At 43.2% G+C, this 20073-nt stretch carries 16 protein-coding genes; 7 read left to right on the top strand and 9 right to left on the bottom strand.

The genetic code is table 11. The features are described 5' to 3' along the window. Nucleotides 1–237: 237 nt before the first annotated feature. Entirely contained in the window at nucleotides 238–864 is a 627-nt protein-coding gene (locus QZZ54_RS15735; RefSeq protein ID WP_290703958.1) for a response regulator transcription factor, read from the bottom strand. Continuing rightward, a complete protein-coding gene (locus QZZ54_RS15730) occupies nucleotides 857–3796 on the bottom strand; it encodes an ATP-binding protein (RefSeq protein ID WP_290703955.1) in 2940 nt (979 codons plus the stop codon). Before QZZ54_RS15730 ends, QZZ54_RS15735 begins: the two co-directional genes overlap by 8 nt. Before the next feature lie 231 nt (nucleotides 3797–4027). Here QZZ54_RS15730 and QZZ54_RS15725 point away from each other — a divergent pair, with 231 nt between their 5' ends. The 7 genes from QZZ54_RS15725 (at nucleotide 4028) to QZZ54_RS15695 (ending at nucleotide 9981) form a co-directional block, all read left to right on the top strand. Continuing rightward, nucleotides 4028–5392, top strand: coding sequence for an outer membrane protein transport protein (locus QZZ54_RS15725; protein ID WP_290703953.1), 1365 nt, complete (start codon nucleotides 4028–4030; stop codon nucleotides 5390–5392). 30 nt (nucleotides 5393–5422) lie between these two features. Continuing rightward, nucleotides 5423–6925: an aromatic/alkene/methane monooxygenase hydroxylase/oxygenase subunit alpha gene (locus QZZ54_RS15720; RefSeq protein ID WP_290703951.1), complete on the top strand. Its 1503-nt coding sequence runs from the start codon at nucleotides 5423–5425 to the stop codon at nucleotides 6923–6925. Between the two features lie 28 nt (nucleotides 6926–6953). After that, complete coding sequence (locus tag QZZ54_RS15715; protein WP_290703948.1) at nucleotides 6954–7205, top strand: toluene-4-monooxygenase system B family protein; 252 nt, start codon at nucleotides 6954–6956, stop codon at nucleotides 7203–7205. Between the two features lie 10 nt (nucleotides 7206–7215). Continuing rightward, nucleotides 7216–7554 carry a toluene-4-monooxygenase system ferredoxin TmoC gene (gene tmoC / locus QZZ54_RS15710; RefSeq protein ID WP_290703946.1) on the top strand — a complete coding sequence of 113 codons (339 nt, stop codon included), beginning with the start codon at nucleotides 7216–7218 and terminating at the stop codon, nucleotides 7552–7554. A gap of 73 nt (nucleotides 7555–7627) precedes the next feature. Next, nucleotides 7628–7939 carry a toluene-4-monooxygenase system effector TmoD gene (tmoD, locus tag QZZ54_RS15705; RefSeq protein WP_290703944.1) on the top strand — a complete coding sequence of 104 codons (312 nt, stop codon included), beginning with the start codon at nucleotides 7628–7630 and terminating at the stop codon, nucleotides 7937–7939. A gap of 12 nt (nucleotides 7940–7951) precedes the next feature. Further along, nucleotides 7952–8935 carry an aromatic/alkene monooxygenase hydroxylase subunit beta gene (locus QZZ54_RS15700; RefSeq protein ID WP_290703941.1) on the top strand — a complete coding sequence of 328 codons (984 nt, stop codon included), beginning with the start codon at nucleotides 7952–7954 and terminating at the stop codon, nucleotides 8933–8935. 65 nt (nucleotides 8936–9000) lie between these two features. After that, entirely contained in the window at nucleotides 9001–9981 is a 981-nt protein-coding gene (locus QZZ54_RS15695; protein ID WP_290703939.1) for a 2Fe-2S iron-sulfur cluster binding domain-containing protein, read from the top strand. A 193-nt stretch (nucleotides 9982–10174) separates the two neighbouring features. On the opposite strand, the gene QZZ54_RS15690 is transcribed toward QZZ54_RS15695, so the two are convergent. The 7 genes from QZZ54_RS15690 to aceE all read right to left on the bottom strand — a co-directional run bounded on the left by QZZ54_RS15690 (nucleotide 10175) and on the right by aceE (nucleotide 19816). Next, nucleotides 10175–10870, bottom strand: a complete 696-nt coding sequence (locus tag QZZ54_RS15690) for a DsbA family protein (protein ID WP_290703936.1) — start codon at nucleotides 10868–10870, stop codon at nucleotides 10175–10177. A 79-nt stretch (nucleotides 10871–10949) separates the two neighbouring features. Next, nucleotides 10950–11372, bottom strand: a complete 423-nt coding sequence (locus tag QZZ54_RS15685) for a DUF1641 domain-containing protein (RefSeq protein WP_290703933.1) — start codon at nucleotides 11370–11372, stop codon at nucleotides 10950–10952. Nucleotides 11373–11384: 12 nt separating this feature from the next. Further along, nucleotides 11385–12575, bottom strand: a complete 1191-nt coding sequence (locus QZZ54_RS15680) for an FAD/NAD(P)-binding oxidoreductase (RefSeq protein WP_290703930.1) — start codon at nucleotides 12573–12575, stop codon at nucleotides 11385–11387. Nucleotides 12576–12766: 191 nt separating this feature from the next. Further along, nucleotides 12767–13372: a TetR/AcrR family transcriptional regulator gene (locus tag QZZ54_RS15675; RefSeq protein WP_290703927.1), complete on the bottom strand. Its 606-nt coding sequence runs from the start codon at nucleotides 13370–13372 to the stop codon at nucleotides 12767–12769. A gap of 117 nt (nucleotides 13373–13489) precedes the next feature. Then, nucleotides 13490–15238, bottom strand: coding sequence for a biosynthetic-type acetolactate synthase large subunit (gene ilvB, locus QZZ54_RS15670; protein WP_290703924.1), 1749 nt, complete (start codon nucleotides 15236–15238; stop codon nucleotides 13490–13492). Nucleotides 15239–15379: 141 nt separating this feature from the next. Beyond that, on the bottom strand, nucleotides 15380–17038 hold the full coding sequence (locus QZZ54_RS15665; protein WP_290703922.1) for a 2-oxo acid dehydrogenase subunit E2: 1659 nt from the start codon (nucleotides 17036–17038) through the stop codon (nucleotides 15380–15382). A 102-nt stretch (nucleotides 17039–17140) separates the two neighbouring features. Next, the gene (aceE, locus tag QZZ54_RS15660) at nucleotides 17141–19816 is read right to left on the bottom strand and encodes a pyruvate dehydrogenase (acetyl-transferring), homodimeric type (protein ID WP_290703919.1); all 2676 of its coding nucleotides are present in this window, start codon (nucleotides 19814–19816) and stop codon (nucleotides 17141–17143) included. Between the last annotated feature and the right edge of the window lie 257 nt (nucleotides 19817–20073).

The raw sequence follows: 20073 nt of genomic DNA, 5'->3' as shown, positions 1-20073 counted from the left end.
GATATGTAGAGGATAGAGGATCTGTTGACTGAACATGGAGTCCTTGTCAGCTCCGAGGCCACTAGACTGTGGAGTTGTTAATAGTCCTATCATTGCTAGGCACCTCGTTAAGCACATAAAGTCACTTAACGAGATGAGTAATGTAAGCTAAAACAAAGCGACCCTTAATTCAAAAACGGTCGTTTAAAATCAACCTCAAATATAGAACGACACTATAAGTTGGTCAATTCACAACTTTTAAATTTTGTGGCTTGGCAAGTCTAGCCTCTGGGTGATACGAACTAGATCAGGTAAAGTGTTTACAGACATTTTTTTCATAAGATTATGCCGATGAACCTTTACTGTTGCTTCACTTATCCCCAGTTCAACAGCTGTTTGCTTATTTAATAAACCTTTTAAGATAAAAGGTAAAACCTGTTTCTCACGAAAGCTTAAGGTAGCGTAGTGTGTTTTTATATCTTCAATTTCATTTAGGTTCTCAGATGCTTCTATATCGATCTGAAGGGCTGTTCTTATTGCGCTTAATAGCTCCTCTTCACGAAAAGGTTTAGTAAGAAAATCAACTGCCCCTGCTTTAATCGCTTTCACTGCCATTGGGATATCACCATGACCACTAATAAAAATTATCGGTAGCTCATCACCCAACTCAGATAATTTTTTTTGTACATCCAAACCACTCATCTCAGGCATACGCACATCCAGAATCAAACAACCACGTGCTCGTGTCGAAACTGCATCAAAAAACTCGTAAGCTGATGAAAAACAGGCTACTTTCAATCCGATTGAACGTACCAAACTTCCAAGAGCCTCCAACACTGACTGATCATCATCCACTAAGTAAATAACAGTATCATTCTCATTCATATTTAATATCCCGTGACCCACTGGGTAGTTCAACAGAAAAGGTTACTCCGCCACCTGATAGATTATTCACCACTTCAATACTACCATCATGCGCTTCAGCAATGGTTCGGCAGATAGCTAGGCCCATTCCTAACCCCTCTTTTTTAGTCGTATGAAAAGCATTAAATACTGCTTCAAGCTGTTCGACATCAATACCTATACCTGTATCTGAGACAATAAGAGTAACTCCATGTGTTATCTCATTAAATCGCACGGCTAAAGTTAATACCCGCTTTAAGCATTCGCTTGATATCATCGCTTCAATACCATTAACAGCAAGATTAATAAGCAGTTGCTGTAACTGTACTGAATCTCCACGAATAACAGGCAGGTTATCAGCTATGTCTAGTATTTGCTGCACATCAGCTGATTCTGTTTTTGAACTTAAAATCAGCTGAATGTCAGAAAAAAGACTTTTAAAATCAATTAGTTCTTCAATCGGATCATTTCGTTTCAAAAATGATCGAATCATTCTAATTATCTCTGCAGCACGGTCTGATTCACGTATAATTCTCGTCCAGGCATCTTCACTTTCCTTAAGATTGGGTGGCGTTGCCCGTAACCAACGGAGTCCTGCATTTGCATTTGTCATTATTGCAGAAAGTGGTTGATTTACCTCATGCGCTATATATGCTGCAAGTTCTCCCATAGTGGTCGATCTTGAAACATGAACTAACTCCTGTTGAAGTTGATCACGCGCATCCTGGGCATTTTTCCTCTCTGTAATATCATCAATAATCTGTAATACTACCGGAGGATCATCACTCCGAGCGGGTATCAATGAAACACTGGCAATCGCCCAAATATATCCGCCTCCCTTGCACACATATCGACGTTCAATGTTGTATTCACCACCTTCATGCACACATAATCGGTTGAGGCGATATTGCATAGATTCCCTTTCCTCTGAAAAGGTTAGATCTACCATATTTAGTTGTGTTAATTCATTTTTAGAATAGTTGGTAATTCTTTGGAAGGCGGGATTAGTAGCTAAAATATTCCCTACGGTATCTGTTACTGCGATACCTGCAGCAGAATTTTCATACACTGCTTTCCAACGTGCTTCAGATATCTGTAAATTATTGTGACTTTCTTGGAGTTTTCTACGGCTCTTAATCAAACGTCGGGTGAGTAATGATATATCTTCATTTTGGTCCGATAATTCACTTTGTAATGCATCCCTTGCCACTTTCAATGAAACCAAGTTTTTAACTCTGGCACGAAGTTCCTGTGCAGAGAATGGTTTTACTAGATAATCCTGTACAGATTCCGTAAGTAACTTCACCCGTAACGTATCATCTGATTTAGCCGAAAGAACCATAATTGGTATTTGAGAGAGCTCCCGATCCTCACGTACCTTTGATACTAATTGATCACCACTTAATACTGGCATCATAAGGTCCGTTATCAATAGATCAGGAGGAAACTGCTTCATTAAGCTTAGCGCTTGCGCACCATTTTCCGAAACCAATACTTGATAGTCATCACTTAAACACTCCTCGATAAAGAAACTCATATCAAAGTTATCTTCCACAATCATTAACCTTGGTCGTAGATCAGATGATGACACTTGTTTTATCTGTGTTCTCTGTAACTGATTAGATATTAGATACCCACTAGGGTTTATGGCCTGAACTCCGCTCGCTTCAGTGCCTGTTTGTTTAGCAATATATGCACCAGCTGGCGCTTTAAGTGGCAATTCTACTTGAAAAAGAGCACCACCTCCTGACGCTTCGCTTATAGAGATAGTACCTTGATGAAGCACTACAAACTCTTTCACTATAGATAAACCAAGCCCCGTTCCCTGTTGGTTAGATTCTTGGTTAACCTGATGAAACCGTTCAAAGACATCAGTACGTTGCTCCTTTGGAATTCCAGGCCCACTATCATGAATACTGATTAATACTCTTTGCTCTCGGTTAACAGTAAGATAACAACGAACATAACCACCAGCCGGGGTGAATTTAAAAGCATTTGACAGCAAATTTAAAATTATCCTCTCAAATTTATCTACATCAACTTCGCCAACCATTTCCTCAGGAACTTGTATGTTGTAACTAATCGATTGTTCTAATGCAACACCTTCAAAGTTAGAACACAGTGTTTTTGTTAACAATGAAAGATTAACCTCTCGATAGGTTAATTGCATTTTCTGAGCATCAATTTTGGCTAAATCTAATAATGCATTAACCTGCTTTAATAAGGTTAATGAATTGCGTTGAATAACTTCCAATTGTTGCTTTTGCTTTAAATCCTTTACAGCTCCAGACTCTATTACGGACTCAAGCGGTCCGAGAATCAAAGATAACGGCGTGCGTAACTCATGACTTACTTTGGCAAAAAAATCACTTTTCTCATTATCTAATTGACGAATTCTTTCCACCAGGGATTCTAATTTTTTATTTTTTAAAGCTAATTGAGCCTCTGCCTTTTTCTTATCTGTTATATTTCGACCTTCGGCCAATAAAAAAACAATCTCTCCCTTTTCATCCCGAATAGGAAGCAAAGAATAATCGACCGAAATGAGTTCTGAACCAGCTGATTTCCCTAGTATTTCTATGTCACAGCGGACAAATTCACCCTGAGATGCTGCCTGAACTAAATGATGTTGATATGAAACCGCTTCTTGCGAAACCTGCCACCACTGAGCCTCCCAAAAAGGTTTTCCCTGGATCTCTTCTAAAGCAATCCCCGCACCTTTCAGCGCAGCTCGATTTATTTCCAAAACATTACCCTGAGGATCTAACAGGCCAACAAATTCATAAAGCTCATCGAAAATTATACGTGCAATTTTTTCACGATGAAGATGGAATGAATCTTTAACATTCAACTCTATCTCTTGAATCTTTACAGATGATTTGCTTTTAAACATTTTTTTATCATCATAACTCATAAAAGCCATCTCGAAATATTCTGTTTATGGCTAATTATAGACCATTTTAAAAACCACAGCTTGTTTTGAACCTTATAAAACCTCAACAAAAACTAAACCTTAGTTTATTTAAATAACTATTATGTTTAGTTAAATAAACCATACTCCAATTTAATTATCACTTCAAATAATAGATATTATATAGGCGATACAGACACATCAATCCATTTAAAAATAGAGATGGGTATTAATATGAAAAAAATAATAAGTACGGGCTCATTAATACTTGCAAGTTATGCCTGTAATACAAGTGCAACTCAGGTTTTCGACTTGGAAGGCTTTGGTGCTATTTCTCGTTCTATGGGAGGTACTAGCGCAGCCTATTACACCGGTAATACAGCACTGATATCAAATCCTGCAACGCTGACATATGCTCCCGATGGGGGACAGTTAGAAGTTGGGTTAGACCTTATTACCACTAATATCAAAGCACAGAATAATGGCAATACCGCAAATTCTAGAAATGCATCGAACAACCGAGGGCCTTATTACGCGCCACAAGTTAGCTATGTCTCCCAACATGGTAGCTGGCGTTTCGGTGCAGGTATGTTTGCTAACGGTGGGTTAGGTACCGAATTCGGTACTAACAGTTTTTTATCTAAAACTGAAAACGGCACACAAACAGATCTCGAAAACAGTAGCCGCCTATTAGTTCTCAGAGCCCCTATAGGGTTCAGTTATCAAGTCACTCCAGACTTTTCTATCGGTGCTAGTGCTGATCTGGTATGGACGTCCCTCAATCTGGAACTTCTGTTACCCGCATCGCAAGTCGGCGCTTTAGCAGGCGAAGGCCGCCTTACAGGTAGTTTAGTAGGTCCTTTGGCTGGTTTTGTTGGCGCTGGAGGTGCAGCCCATTTCAGTTTAAGCCGGAATAATCCTATTGGTGGCGGAGTCGATGCTCTTGGTTTAGGAGGCAGGCTAGGTCTGACCTACCGCATTAGCGACAATACCACCGTCGGAGCTATGTACAACCTAAAAACATCAGTTGGTGATCTTGAGGGTCGGGCAACGCTATCCGGTGTTGATAGTAGTGGAAATCTGCTTCCGTTAGCAGGTGATATACGCATTAAAAACTTTGATATGCCTGCCAGCTTAACCCTTGGCTTAGCACATCAATTCAGTAAAAAATTATTACTCACAGCTGACGTCAAACGAAGTTACTGGAGTGATGTAATGGAAGATATCAATGTTAGCTTTAGCGCTAACTCTGGCGGCGCAATCGATATAGCACTTCCTCATAACTATCAGGATATTACCATAGCCTCTATCGGTGCAGCGTACCGCTATAACGATCAACTAACTTTAAGAACAGGGTTTAGCTATGCCGAGCAGGCACAAGATAACAACCTGATTCTGCCCGTTATTCCAGCCTACCTAAAAAAGCACTTCTCTTTGGGGGGCGAATATCGTTTTAGTGAAGATTCAGCCCTTAATGTTGCTCTCTCTTTTGGCTTAAAAGAGGAGGTTCAAACACCATCCTATCTCAGCGGCAATGAACTACTTACTCAAAGTCACAGCCAGAGCAATGCTGTCGTCTCTTATACACAACGTTTTTAATGATTCATAACAATTCTGGAGAACAATAAAATGGCTATACACCCACGTAAGAATTGGTACGAACTAACCAGAACAACCAATTGGACACCTAGCTATGTCACTGAGGAAGAGTTATTCCCCGAACAAATGTCCGGCCATATGGGTATCCCATTACAGAACTGGGAAGGTTATGACGAGCCCTATAAAACATCTTATCCCGAATATGTATCTATTCAGCGTGAAAAAGATTCCGGAGCTTATTCAGTTAAAGCTGCATTAGAACGCGCAAAAATTTATGAAAATTCTGATCCCGGCTGGATCAGCATCTTGAAAGCACACTACGGTGCAATTGCTCTAGGTGAATACGCTGCAGTAACTGGTGAAGGCCGTATGGCTCGCTTTTCAAAAGCACCTGGCAACCGCAACATGGCTACGTTTGGCATGATGGACGAGCTTCGTCATGGCCAGATTCAGCTATTTTTTCCACATGAATATTGTAAAAAAGATCGTCAGTTCGACTGGGCTTGGCGTGCTTACCACAGCAATGAGTGGGCTGCGATTGCCGCAAAGCACTTCTTTGATGACATCATCACTGGGCGTGATGCTATAAGCGTGGCCATCATGCTGACTTTCTCTTTTGAAACCGGTTTTACCAATATGCAATTCCTTGGCTTGGCGGCGGATGCCGCGGATGCAGGGGATTATACCTTCGCTAACTTAATCTCAAGTATTCAAACTGATGAATCACGTCATGCACAACAAGGAGGGCCTGCACTTAAAATATTGATCGAAAACGGTAAGAAAAAGGAAGCTCAACAGAAAGTTGATATTGCTATCTGGCGTGCTTGGAGGCTCTTTGCAGTGTTAACGGGCCCGATTATGGATTATTACACACCACTGGAACATCGTAAACAATCCTTTAAAGAGTTTATGTATGAGTGGATTGTTGGCCAGTTTGAGCGAGCTCTAATCGACTTAGGTTTAGAGAAGCCTTGGTACTGGGAAACCTTTCTGAAAGATATCGATGAACTTCACCACAGTTACCACATGGGTGTTTGGTACTGGCGATCAACAGCATGGTGGAACCCCGCAGCTGGTGTTACCCCTGAGGAACGTGAGTGGTTGGAAGAGAAATATCCTGGCTGGAACAGCCATTGGGGTGAGTGTTGGGACGTTATTACCGATAACGTTATTAATGATCGCATGGAACTAGTTTCACCTGAAACACTGCCTACTGTATGCAATATGAGCCAGATCCCTCTGGTAGGTATTCCTGGTGATAACTGGGATGTGAAGGTCTATAGCCTTGAACATAATGATCGCCTTTATCATTTTGGTTCCGAAGTCGATCGTTGGGTCTTTGAGCAAGAGCCTGAGCAATATCAGAATCACCTGAATTTCGTTGATCGTTTCCTTGCTGGCCATATTCAACCAATGGACCTTGATGGTGCGCTGCATTATATGGGTTTCCAGTCTGTTGAAGAACTAGGAAAAGATGCCCATGACTTCGCTTGGGCAGAGAAATGCAAACCCTCAAACACAAAGTCGGCTTAATCCGCTTAGCCAACGAAGGAGCAATAAGATGTCACTATTTCCTTTACACGCAGCCCTAGAAAAAGACTTCTTGGTACAACTAATTCCTGTAGATGATGCTGACACTATGGATCAGGTTGCCGAGAAAGTTGCTTATCACTGTATCAATCGTCGTGTTAAACCTCGTGATGGTGTGATGCGCGTTTGCCGACACCAAACTACTGTCCCTTTTCCTCGTTCAATGACGGTTGCCGAAAGTGGGCTCAAACCCACTGAAATTATTGATGTGATATTTGAGTAAGGAGTCTCCCATGAACTTTGAAAAAATATGTTCCATGGATGATATCTGGGAAGGTGAAATGGGAACCTTTGAGGCGTCCGATGGCACAGAAGTCCTCATCGTAAACTGTGAAGACAAAGGGGTTAAAGCATATCAAGCGATGTGCCCACATCAAGAAATTCTATTATCTGAAGGTAGCTATGAAAGTGGTGTTATCACTTGCCGGGCTCATCTCTGGACCTTTGATGATAAAACAGGAAAAGGGATCAATCCAGAGGACTGTTGCTTAGCAGAGTATCCCGTAGAGATTAAAGACGATGATGTTTACGTCCATACGGAAGGGGTTACGCCGAATATGGCGCACATCTAAGCAAGCAACCACATTAGAAGCCTATGTTGAAAGTAACTAAGGCCTTACAGTTGTAAAGAATAAGGATAACAAAATGACAACGCTAGGCGATAAAACTTTACACAATAATAACGTCGGCCCAATCATTCGCTCTGGCGATATGGTTGAAGCAGTAATAGAAACAGCAGAAATTGATAACCCAGGTAAAGAGATCAGAGTTGCCGATAAAGGCGCTTATGTACGCATCGAGGCCAATGATGAACTGATCCTTACCCATAAAACACTAGAAGAACAGCTTGGGCGTCCTTTTAACATGCAGGAGTTAGAGATCAACCTTGCATCGTTTGCCGGACAGATTATGGCTGATGAAGATCAAGTCCGTTTCTATTTCGAGAAATCACTTTAAAAGGAGAGCACCATGAGCTTTGAATCTAAAAAACCGCTACGTACATGGAGCCACTTGGCAGAAATGCGCAAGAAGCCAAGTGAATATGACATCGTCTCCCGTAAGCTACATTACAGTACCAACAATCCCGATGCTCCCTGGGAACTAAGCCCTGATTGCCCTATGAACCTATGGTACAAACAGTATAGAAATGCGTCACCCTTACAGCATGACGATTGGGATGCATTTACTGATCCTGACCAGCTAGTTTATCGCACCTATAACATGATGCAAGATGGTCAAGAAACTCATGTTCAAAGCTTGTTCGATCAATTTAATGAGCGCGAACATGACCTTATGATTAACGAGGGATGGCAAAACAAACAAGCTCAATGTTACGCACCTCTTCGGTACCTATTTCATTGCTTGCAGATTTCTTCCGCTTATGTTCAGCAGATGGCCCCTGCCAGCACTATCTCTAATTGCTGCATTTTACAAACAGCAGATAGCTTACGCTGGGTTACCCATACAGCTTACAGAACTTACGAATTAGGACTCACTTACCCTAGTGTCGGTTTTGGTGAAAATGAGCGCCAGCTTTGGGAACAGGAGGCCGGATGGCAAGGGTTACGTGAGTTAATGGAAAAACAACTCTGCGCGTTTGACTGGGGCGAAGCATTTGTCAGTCTCAATCTAGTTATAAAACCCACTATTATGGAGAGTGTATTAAAACCCTTACAAGCAATGGCTCACGAGAATAACGATACGCTTCTCCCTCTTCTGATCGATAGCCAGTTAAAAGACGCTGAACGCCATAACCGTTGGGCTAAAGAACTAGCAAAACAAGCTCTTTCCAACGCTGAAAATAATGATGTTATTCAAGCTTGGCTTGATAAATGGCAGCCGTTAGCAGATCAGGCCGCACAAGGATATTTATCAATGCTTATGGGGCCTGATTATTCCCGTGCATATCTGGATAACAACACAACCCTTCAGGCGCACCTCGCGGTCGCTTGACCCCTCCCTTTCCAAGGGAGTTTCCCCTTCAGGGCAACCTGAAGGGGCTTTTTCAGGAGTTATTCATGTACAAAATTAACTACAACAATATCGGCTATTCCTATAACAATGATTCTAAGGATACGTTACTAAGCGCGGCCTTACGCTCTAATATTGGATTCCCTTATGAATGTAATTCAGGTGGTTGCGGCGCTTGTAAATTTGAATTAATCGAAGGCGAAGTTGAAGAACTATGGCCTAAAGCCCCGGGTTTATCTATTCGCGATCGCCGCAAAGGAAAACTACTAGCCTGCCAATGTAAACCTACGAGCGATCTTGAGATATCGATCTCAAACTTGACGATGGAACAACCAGCGTACAAGCCCACTAATTTCAGCGCGAAAGTAATAGAGAGACAATTTTTATCTGAGGAGATGTTTGCCCTACACCTACACACAGATTCTGAAACCTCATTTATACCCGGCCAATTTTTTATGGTGAAACTCGCAGGGATTGGTACAAGAGCCTACTCTGCGGCAAACCCTGTTAACGGGAATAAACTTACATTTATTATTAAAACAGTTCCTGATGGGAAAGTTTCACAGCAACTTGCATACTCCGATGTAGTAGATCTTAATATTGATGGCCCTTATGGCACATCAGGCTTAACACTTGCTGATGAAGAGAAATCAGTTTTCATTGCTGGCGGATCAGGAATTGCTCCCATGCTATCAATGGTTCAGACATTGATAAGACAAGAATATGAGAAACCAATTTTTGTGTTTTATGGCTCACGTATAGAAGATGAATTAATTGTAGCTAAAGAGCTATTTGGGGAAGCCACAAACCTCACCTTAATCAATGTATTATCTGATAGTTTGCCCGGATCCGACTGGCAGGGAGAAACTGGCTATATACATGACGTTTTACCTAAATATTTGGATGACCTTACTTCTACCGAGTTCTACCTATGCGGCCCTCCGGTAATGATAAATGCTATGCAAAAGCTTTTAATGGTCGAAAATGGGGTTTCATTTTCAAAAATACATTTCGACCGTTTTTTTTAAGAGGGTCGAATCAAGTTTTCATTAATCGCCTTTTCCCAACATTTAAGTCAGAAAAAAAAGGGGGTGGGTTAAAAGTTAACTTCATCACCCACCAAATGAGAATCACGTAAAAAGCCTTAGACAGTTACTTCTTCCCAGGCATCAAAAACACTTTCCCTACCAAGACAGAAAAGGTTATCAACTGAATCAACCGTCATTGGCATCCATTCATTCCGCAAACCGCTGCTGAATCATTCAATATAGGCTGACCACATTGTTCTCTCGCATAATCAAATGCCTGGGTGAGGTCTTTAAGCGTTGCGTATCCAGCGGCAATTTGAAAACCTTTTCCTTCACCGGCATAAATTAGCGCAGGAAAGCCTCGCACATTCATGGTCTTCGCCAAGGCATATTCACCACGGGTCATTTCCAGGCTTGAGTCGGAGCGATACTTTTCCAAAAACTCTGCTTTATCAACGCCACAAGAGTGCGCTAATTCACTCAGGGTATCCTCCAGGTTAGGGTTATGGCCATCAACGAATACTGCTTTTTGCAGCTTATGAATAAAGCTACGCATTTTGTTATCTCCAGCCAGTTCCTTCACCACTACGGATGCCCGAGCTGCGGGCTCAGTGTCATAATAAAAGTTATCCGAAGCCAGTAATTCCCAAAACGATTCACTAAAAATTTGCCCGGTTCTTTCTGTTACCTGCTCAGCTGCATTTTTCAGATAGTTCTGAAAGTTTTTATCTGCCAGCTTTGCCTCTGCCCCAGGAAACAAACCGCCGTTAATTGTAATGCTCTCAAGGTCATCTGGTAGAGAATCAAAAAAAGCATCCAGGTCAGGTGCAATGCCATAACACCAAAGGCATAAAGGGTCAGTTACATAGATAAGTTGGTTATTAATCATTTCAGGGCCTAATTAAAAAAAGCCCTGTAAACAGGGCTAAAAGGTTGGAGTAAATTCCTTTCGGAACATACTTATGGGGTTATTCTTCTGGTAATGGCTCGCTTGTTTGTCGACCAAGCCCTTTTGCCATCATGATCATAAATGCCAATCCCCGACGCACTTCCGGATCACGGGCCATTTTTACTAATCCCCATGTTGACGGGGGCTCTTCCATGTTGCGCACTTCACTCCCCGCCATACGAGCCAGGTTGCCGGCATTCCAAATGCCGCCAATCGCTTCTTCATAAACTTTACAGAGTTTTTCGATCATATAATCGTCAGTCATATCAACGACATCTGCTGTAATAGACATAACATCAACAATGCGATTTAAGCGCCGCCCTGCCAACAGTGGTTCAACCTTATCAATCAACTCTTCCAAACCTGCTTGAGCGGCTGGACTTAATTCACGAATGCTATTTGTCTGTTCAAGAGGTAATTCAGTATTATTTGTTATATTCATTTCAATTCACTCCTAAACAAGTCCACGGGCGACAGACCAATAGACGCCTCGATTAAAGCTTTTTCGCATCAGCCCTCCTAACTTATTTGGCGGTGTCGGTTGCACATCAGACTCATAGTCATACCAAAGCGGCATGCCATCTTCCAAGCCCATCTGTGCAATCGCAACAACCCGACCATCGTAAGTGTCAAATAGATGACCTAGACGAATCAGCGACGCTATATTATTTACAATGACCGGGGACTGGCTGTGGCATGATCCTCCCGCCTTACTAACCGGCAGATCCACTGTATCTCCCATCACAAAGACATTTTCCAAGCCATACACTTCCATCGTTTCATGATTGGTTGGCAGCCAGCCTTCATTATTTGGTGCCTTAGAAACGCCAGAATTTATAACTGCATCAACAGCCCTGATAGGCGGAGTCGCCATCAGAATGTCAAAGTCCTCTTCTTTCCCTTCTTCCGATACTGCTATTTTCTTGTCTGGATCAACATGATCCAATGTAAAGCTACGCTGGAACTTAATATCGCGCTGTTCAAACACTGTAGGTAATACATCGCAAGTATCTTTTTGTAAGAAGAGACAGTTACGTAATAGCTGAGCAACCGTTGGGTAGGTATACACAATCTCGACTTTGTCACGCACACCACGTTTACGTAGCAAGTCATCAACCATCAACGTTGTCTCGATAGGAGCGATACCACACTGGTGAGGAACGTTGGCCATTTTAGGGAAATTAACCGTAATAAAGATTCGACCTTTTTCTATGGTCATCAATTTTTTGGCTAAGTTTCTTGCAGGATCGTATTGATAGAAATGATCACCCGCTTCTTTCAAACCTTCGATACGTTCAGGAGATGGAACACAACCGGTAGAAATAATCAGGTAATCATAATCAAATGATTGCCCACTACTACAATTAACCCGACTACCGCTGAAATCGAACTCTGCAACCTCATCCACTACAAACTTTATTTCTGGCCGTAAAAGGCTCTGCTGTGGTCGCCTTAATTCATCTTTAAAGAACTTATTAAAGGCCACATACATAAACGCAGGTTTATAGTAGTGCCACGGTGAATTGGACAACATCATGACTTCTACTTTTTTCGAACTAACCTCAGGATAAAGTTTGGAAACAAGGTGATTAGCGGTCATTGTTCCACCAATCCCCCCTCCTATAATCAAAATGCGCTTTGCCATTTGTAAAGCTCCAGCTTTTTATATTTATTACGGATTTCTTCTACCCAACAAAAACAGAACGAAGGTTCATTCTGTAAATACCCTTTACCTCTTTACTGGCAATTTTTGATATAGCCTATCCAGAGATAGCGAAATTAGTACTTATTTAAAAACAGAACGAACATTCGTTCTTGATCTTAGGAAAGAAAAACTTACGGGTCAAGCCCACGCCATGTATTTTCCCAAAGACTATCCAACATATCAGGTAACGGAGTTTCAATTACATCATCAAGTCTTAGACAGATCATTCTGATTGCTCCACCATATACAATCATGGCGGCTACTAACGGATCCATATCTCTAATCTCACCGTTCTCTATACCAAGAAAAACAAAGCCTCTCATTCTCACAAAAGCAGACGTAGAACATATCGATTTCTCCTCCGGAAGGAACTCTTTATGCCGCGCATGTATGATGAAGTGCATCACTTGTGGCTCATTTTCTGTCAGTACAAAAAGCGTTTTGATGACAGCGTAACAACGGTCATTCACCTTTTTGTGTTTCATTTCCACTTCGTCGATCAAAGTATTTATTCTTTCCAACAAGCAGTTGTAAAGCGCTCGAGCAATACCCTCTTTGTCTTTAAAGTGATGGTAAATAAACCCTATTGAAACTCCGGCCTCAGCAGCCACATCATGAACCGATGTTTTAAAAAAACCTTTCTCTGTAAACAAGAACAGAGCTGCTTTCAACGTTATCGCTTGTCTAGAGGGTAGGTCTTTGAAGAAAAAGGAGGGTAATGAAGTATCTGTCATCATTGCATCGAGCTCAAGAAAGTGTCTATGCGCGACTATAACATTTTCATATCAATGCAAAAAATATAAATTCATCTACCACTACTTACCCTCTAATTTTTCAGACATGTAAGCATATGTTCAATTTGTTCTTTCCGTTTTACTAACCCACATATCACACATGGCCCCCCGTGGCACTTGAATCGGATACACATGCTCTTCAGGGTCAACTAATACATTCACGAAAACCAGGCGGTCAGTCATGCTGAATGCCTTTTCAATGATGCTATCTAATTGGTCTAATCTCGACACCTCCAGACCAACATGGCCATAGGCCTCAACAAGCTTCACAAAGTCAGGGAGAGACTCCATATAGGAGTTAGAATGCCTGCCTTCATAGTTAAGATCCTGTAGCTGACGCACCATACCAAGTGAATTATTGTTCAGACATATTATTTTTACAGGAATATTGTATTCCGAACAGGTCGACAGCTCCTGAATATTCATCTGGATACTTCCATCTCCGGTAATACATACAACATCCTGATCTTGGAAATTCAATTTAACACCCATAGCAGCAGGAAACCCAAAACCCATCGTCCCCAAGCCACCTGAGTTAATCCATCTTCGGGGCAAATCAAACTTATAATGCTGTGCAGTAAACATCTGATGCTGGCCAACATCCGAGCAGATAAAGGCATTCCCCTTGGTAGCCTTGTATACCGACTCAATAACCTGTTGAGGCTTTATACTTGTATCAGGGCGATAAATTCCAATTTGCTCCTGCTCCGCCTTCCAAGCGTCAATTTTCTGTAACCAGTCCACAATATCAATAGCTATTCGGCCTTCCATCTCCTTGGCAACAAGAAACAGAATCTCTTCAAGAAATGAGGCTGCAGTACTGACAATAGGAATATCAGCCCTGATAGTTTTTGAAATTGATGCGGGATCAATATCAACATGAATAATTTTGGCATATGGACAGAACTTATCTGTGGCATTCGTGATTCTATCGTCCAATCTCGAACCGATATTGATAACCAAATCACTTTGATGCATTGCCATATTGGCCGTATAACTACCATGCAAACCCAGCATGCCTAAAAACTGTGGATCACTCCCTGGAAAGGAGCCGAGGCCCATTAAGGTATTGACTACGGGAAATCCCAGTGCCTTTGCAAACTGATATAAGCTTTTAGATGCATCGTCAGATACAACACCTCCTCCAGCCAAGATCACCGGTCGCTGTGCTTTTTTAATCAGTTCAAATGCTTTCTTTATCTGCCCCATGTGGCCACTTACATTTGGCTTATATGACCTTAGCGTAACGGGCTTAGGTGAAACATATTGAAAACGCTCGCCGGGAACGGTCATGTCTTTTGGAATCACTACAACCACGGGCCCTGGTCGCCCCGTAGAGGCAATATGGAATGCTTTTTCTAAAATATTCGCTATGTTCTGAGGGGCATCGACAACAAGACTATGTTTAACAATCGGCAGGGTTAAGCCAATAACATCGGTTTCCTGAAAAGCATCGCTACCAATTTCATCACTGACAACTTGCCCTGCGATAACAATCATAGGGATTGAATCCATGTACGCAGTTGCAATACCCGTCACGGTATTAGTAACACCGGGGCCAGATGTCACCAATACAACTCCCGGGATGCCGGTCGCCCGTGCATAAGCATCGGCCATATGCGTGGCGGATTGCTCATGACGTACCAAAACATGATTTACTGCATCCTGTTTATAGAGGGCATCATATATATGGAGTAATGAGCCACCCGGATAACCATATATATATTTGACGCCTCTCTCAGCCAAATAGCGGACAACGGCTTGTGCACCAGATAACTTAGAACTCTGGTCCGCTACATATTTATTCATCACTAACTCTCTTCTTATTTTATTGGTAACACTGCAACAGAAAGGCCGGGGAGAAGCTGACCTAAAGTTTCTATGCACCGGTACGCCTCTCAACCAAGCTTTAGACTGATTCAGAGAAGTGCCGGCATCATATTTCGAGAATCAAAGCAGTATGCTGGCTACCTGCGACAAGCATTGATTCAGCAGCGCCATGAAATGTCCCGCTTCAGCACCATTAATCACCCGATGATCGAATGACAAACAGAGCGGAAGCTTCTTCCGGGGCTGAAATTCCTGCCCTATCCAGACCGGCTTTATATCTGCTTTCGCAACCCCCAGAATCGCAACCTCAGGTCCGTTAATAATGGGAGTAAAACCAGTGCCTCCCGTAGCCCCCAGACTTGAGACAGTAAAGCAGCCACCCTGCATATCTTCCACTTTAAGCTTTCTAGCTTTAGCCTTAGCTGCCAGCTCATTGATATCCAACATCAGTTCACTGACAGACTTCTTGTCCGCATCCCTGATTACGGGCACCACAAGACCTGCCGAAGTATCGACCGCTATGCCTATATTGACGTAGTCCTTATAGATGATCCGTTCACCATCAGGGTGCAACGAACTGTTAAATTGCGGATACTTGCGTAATGCTTTAGCAACCACCATGACAATAAAGGGGAGTATTGTTGGCTTATTAACTAAGCCGTACCCATCCGGATTAATTGTCGAACGGAAACTTTCCAGCTCTGTAATATCCACTTCATCAAACAGCGTTACATGGGGAATGTTCAGCCAGCAACGGGTCATATGCGCTGAGGTCACTTTAGCGATACCCGACAAGGCCTTAGTCTCAGTCGCTCCAAAGCGGGAAAAGTCCACTTCCGGGAAAGCAGGAATAGCCGTTCCAGAACTGGCTAAACCTGTTTCTTTGCTCATTTGTTGTTTAACAAACCCTTTAAGGTCCTCTTTGAGAATTCTCCCCCGCGGCCCGCTCCCTTTAATGACGGAAAGGTCCGCACCCAGTTCTCTGGCGAGTTTTCGCGTCGCGGGTCCCGCATAAGATGCTCCAATCCTCTCAGATGTTCGTCCGCTACTCTCAGCGGTGACTATTTCAGGTTTCGCCTGAACCTTCGCTACTGGTTGCCTCTCAGCGGCAGATTGTATCTGCGCAATAGCGGGTGCTTTTTCAGAGGTAACTGAAGCAACATTGGCCTGAAGTTCCTCACTAGCACTATCGTCTGTGCGCAGCACACGTAGAAGTGGCACTCCCTCTTCTACCGTTTGCCCCAGTGCCGCAATTATCTCGACAACCTCACCGCTGAAGGACGCGGGAACATCCATCGCAGCCTTATCAGATTCAACCAGCACCAGCGCATCACCCTCTGCGAAGACATCACCCACTGCAACATAGAATTCGATGATATCGCCTTGTCCGCCAGCCTCTGGCATCTTCACAATTTCATCCATTGCGGTGCTTTGAATCACAACAGAATCGGGCTGCGTTTTACTCTCAGCAGCCTTAATCTCGGTGACTGTCTCAGTTTCACTGTCACAATCATCTTCAGCAACAGACTCTTTAGTAGCGTTCTCTTCTGATACACTTATTACAGCCAAAGGATCATCCTTAGCCACACTATCACCCAATTGAACCAGCCATTCGGTGACGGTTCCTTTCACTGAAGAAGGCACCTCCATTGAAGCTTTATCAGACTCAATTACCAGAATTGGATCGCCTGCAGAAACCTCATCTCCGAGTTCAATACAGTACTCAACAATATCGCCAGCACCATCAACATCAGGCATCAAAACTATTTCCGTAGCCATGCATAACTCCTACAAAATCGGGTGCTTCGTGCCGCATAGCAGCTCAAGCACTTACGAATAGCTATTACGAATATTTAAAAAAAGTGTCGCGAGCGCTTAGTTTTACAGCAGTGCTGGATCAACTTTTTCATAAGGGATAGCTAACGATTCTCGCGCGTTATCCAACTCACTTTTGGAGAACTGACCTTGACGATACAAGCGGGTCAATGCAGCCCAAGCGATATAGCGCGCATCTACCTCAAAATGGTCACGCAATGTTGGCCTGCTCTCACTAAGTCCAAAACCATCAGTTCCAAGAGCAATCAACCCTTCAGGGAACCAGCGGGCAATACCATTTGGTAGAGATTTAACAAAATCGCTAACCGCGACAAACACCCCTTTTTCACCGTCCAGTAGTTGCTCTATGTAGTTCTGCTGCGGCTGCTCTGGATTGAGCAGATTGTGGCGCTCGATAGAGAGAGCCTGACGAGCCAGTTGGTTATAACTAGTCACGCTCCAGATATCAGCACTGCATCCGTAGCCAGACAGTAACTCTGCAGCTTGCAATACTTCCTGCATGAGGCTGCCACTACCCAGCAGATGAACTTTATAGCCCTCACTAGGGTTTTGTTTGAAGCGGTACATCCCTTGTAAAACGCCCTCTTCTACCCCTTCAGGCATGGCCGGCATCAGATAGTTTTCGTTATAGAGAGTGATGTAGTAGAAAATATTTTCATTCTGCTGATACATCCGTTTGATACCATCACGGACAATCACCGCCAGTTCATAAGCGAAAGCCGGATCATAGCTGTACATATTAGGTACTGTTGCCGCCACGGCATGTGAGTGGCCATCCTGATGTTGCAGTCCTTCACCATTAAGAGTGGTACGGCCCGCAGTGCCCCCCAGCAAAAAGCCTTTTGCCAAACTGTCAGCACAAGCCCAAATCATATCGCCGACTCGCTGGAAGCCGAATATGGAATAGAATATATAGAACGGAATGGTTGGCACTCCGTAATTTGCGTAAGACGTACCTGCCGCCAGGAAAGACGCCATAGCACCGGTTTCACAGATTCCTTCCTGTAGTAACTGGCCATCTTTCGCTTCGTTGTAAGGCAGTAAGCTGCTGGAATCTACCGGATTGTATTTCTGCCCAACACTTGAATAGATACCAAACTGCTTAAACAGCGATTCCATACCAAATGTACGCGCTTCATCCGGTACGATCGGCACGATATACTTGCCTAATTCAGCATCCTTCAACAACCGCGATAACATTCGAACAAATGACATAGTGGTCGACTGTTCACGCGTAGTACCATTAATCGCTTCTTTAAACAGCGCGAGTTCAGGTGCGACAATTGCCGGGAATTCCACCTTACGCGAAGGAAGATATCCGCCCAATTGCTGACGTTGTAGATGCATATACTTCATTGCCGGGCTGTCATCTGCAGGCTTATACAACTGCCCTTCAGCTAAGGCTTCGTCACTCAGGGGAATTCCGAAACGACGGCCAATTTCAATCCGTTCCTCTGCGGTAAATTGCTTTTTCTGGTGACTCGTATTCTGCCCTTCAGCTGAAGCCCCCATACCATCACCTTTAACTGTTTTCATTAAGATCACAGTAGGTTTACCGGTATTCTGTAGCGCCTGATTAAAGGCCGCAAAGATCTTGCGACGATCCTGCCCTCCGCGCTTAATGCAGCGGATCTGTTCGTCACTCAGCGTTTTCATCAGCGCTTCAAGTTTTGGATCGCCTTCAGTCCAATGATCACGTACTGCGGGGCCATCAGAGACTGTATAAAACTGATAATCACCATCAACAGCACGATCCATCCGAGCCTGTAAGACACCATCCTGATCACGAGAAAACAGCTCATCCCATTCACTGCCCCAAATCACCTTAATAACATTCCAACCAGCACCGCGATAACTACTTTCCAGCTCTTGAATGATTTTTCCGTTACCTCGTACCGGGCCATCCAAACGCTGCAGATTACAGTTGATAACCATCACTAAGTTATCCAGATTATCCCGAGTGGCCATATTGATGGTGCCTAGCACCTCCGGCTCATCCGACTCACCATCACCGATAAAGCACCAGATCTTTCCACCATCCGGATCTTTAAGGCCCCGGTTTTCCAGGTATTTCATAAACCGGGCCTGATAGATCGCAGATGGGGTAGATAACCCCATAGACGCGGTTGGCCCCTGCCAGAAATCAGGCATCCGTCGTGGGTGAGGATAAGAACTCAGACCACCACCAGACTGCAGCTCTCGTCTGAAGTTTTCTAACTGTTGATCAGAAAGACGCCCTTCAACATAAGCGCGGGCATAAAGCCCTGGCGCAGCATGCGCCTGAACCAACAATTGATCCCCCCCATAGCCTGCAGATTTCTTTTTGAAAAAATGGTTGAATCCCACTTCAAGCATTGTCGCTGCTGACTGATATGTCGCAATATGACCGCCTACCCCAGTACCCTTGTCATTTGCCCTTAGCACCATTGCCAAGGCATTCCAGCGAATAATATTTTCAAGCTCTTGTTCTAATCCGTGATTACTCGGATAAGCAGGCTGGTCATTAATCGAGATAGTATTTCTGTATGGGGTATTTAATGTCGCTTCGGTAAGGTCAATGTTCTTACTCAAAAGATAATTCTGCAGCATACGCAAAACATCCCGCCCACGCTGACCACCCTGGGAACTTAATATATCCTGCAGAGCTTCAGTCCACTCTTGATTCTCCTGAGTCAGATCTTCACTATTTATAGACTCAGTCATTTTATTGATGGTATTCATAATATCTTTCCCAAAGGACTAGAAGGCAGGATTATCAAAACTCCCCTACTACCACTATATTAAGTCCCAATGAGGACGATAAAAGTGGTTGTGTGAGCCGATATCTAACGAAAGATACAGCTCACCCTTCATTCGTTTTTTTAAATAATTTAGCACCTAACAATGAGTTACAAATTGCTATTTCTTTTGAAAAAAACTGATTTCTTAGTGAACTTAGCTAAATTAAAACCCACAATTGGCAGCACTAACCCAGCATT

The sequence above is a fragment of the Amphritea sp. genome (assembly GCF_016744155.1).
Lineage (GTDB): Bacteria > Pseudomonadota > Gammaproteobacteria > Pseudomonadales > Balneatricaceae > Amphritea.
Note: the sequence above shows the minus strand (reverse complement) of the source record. Positions and strands in the feature narration are given on the sequence as shown.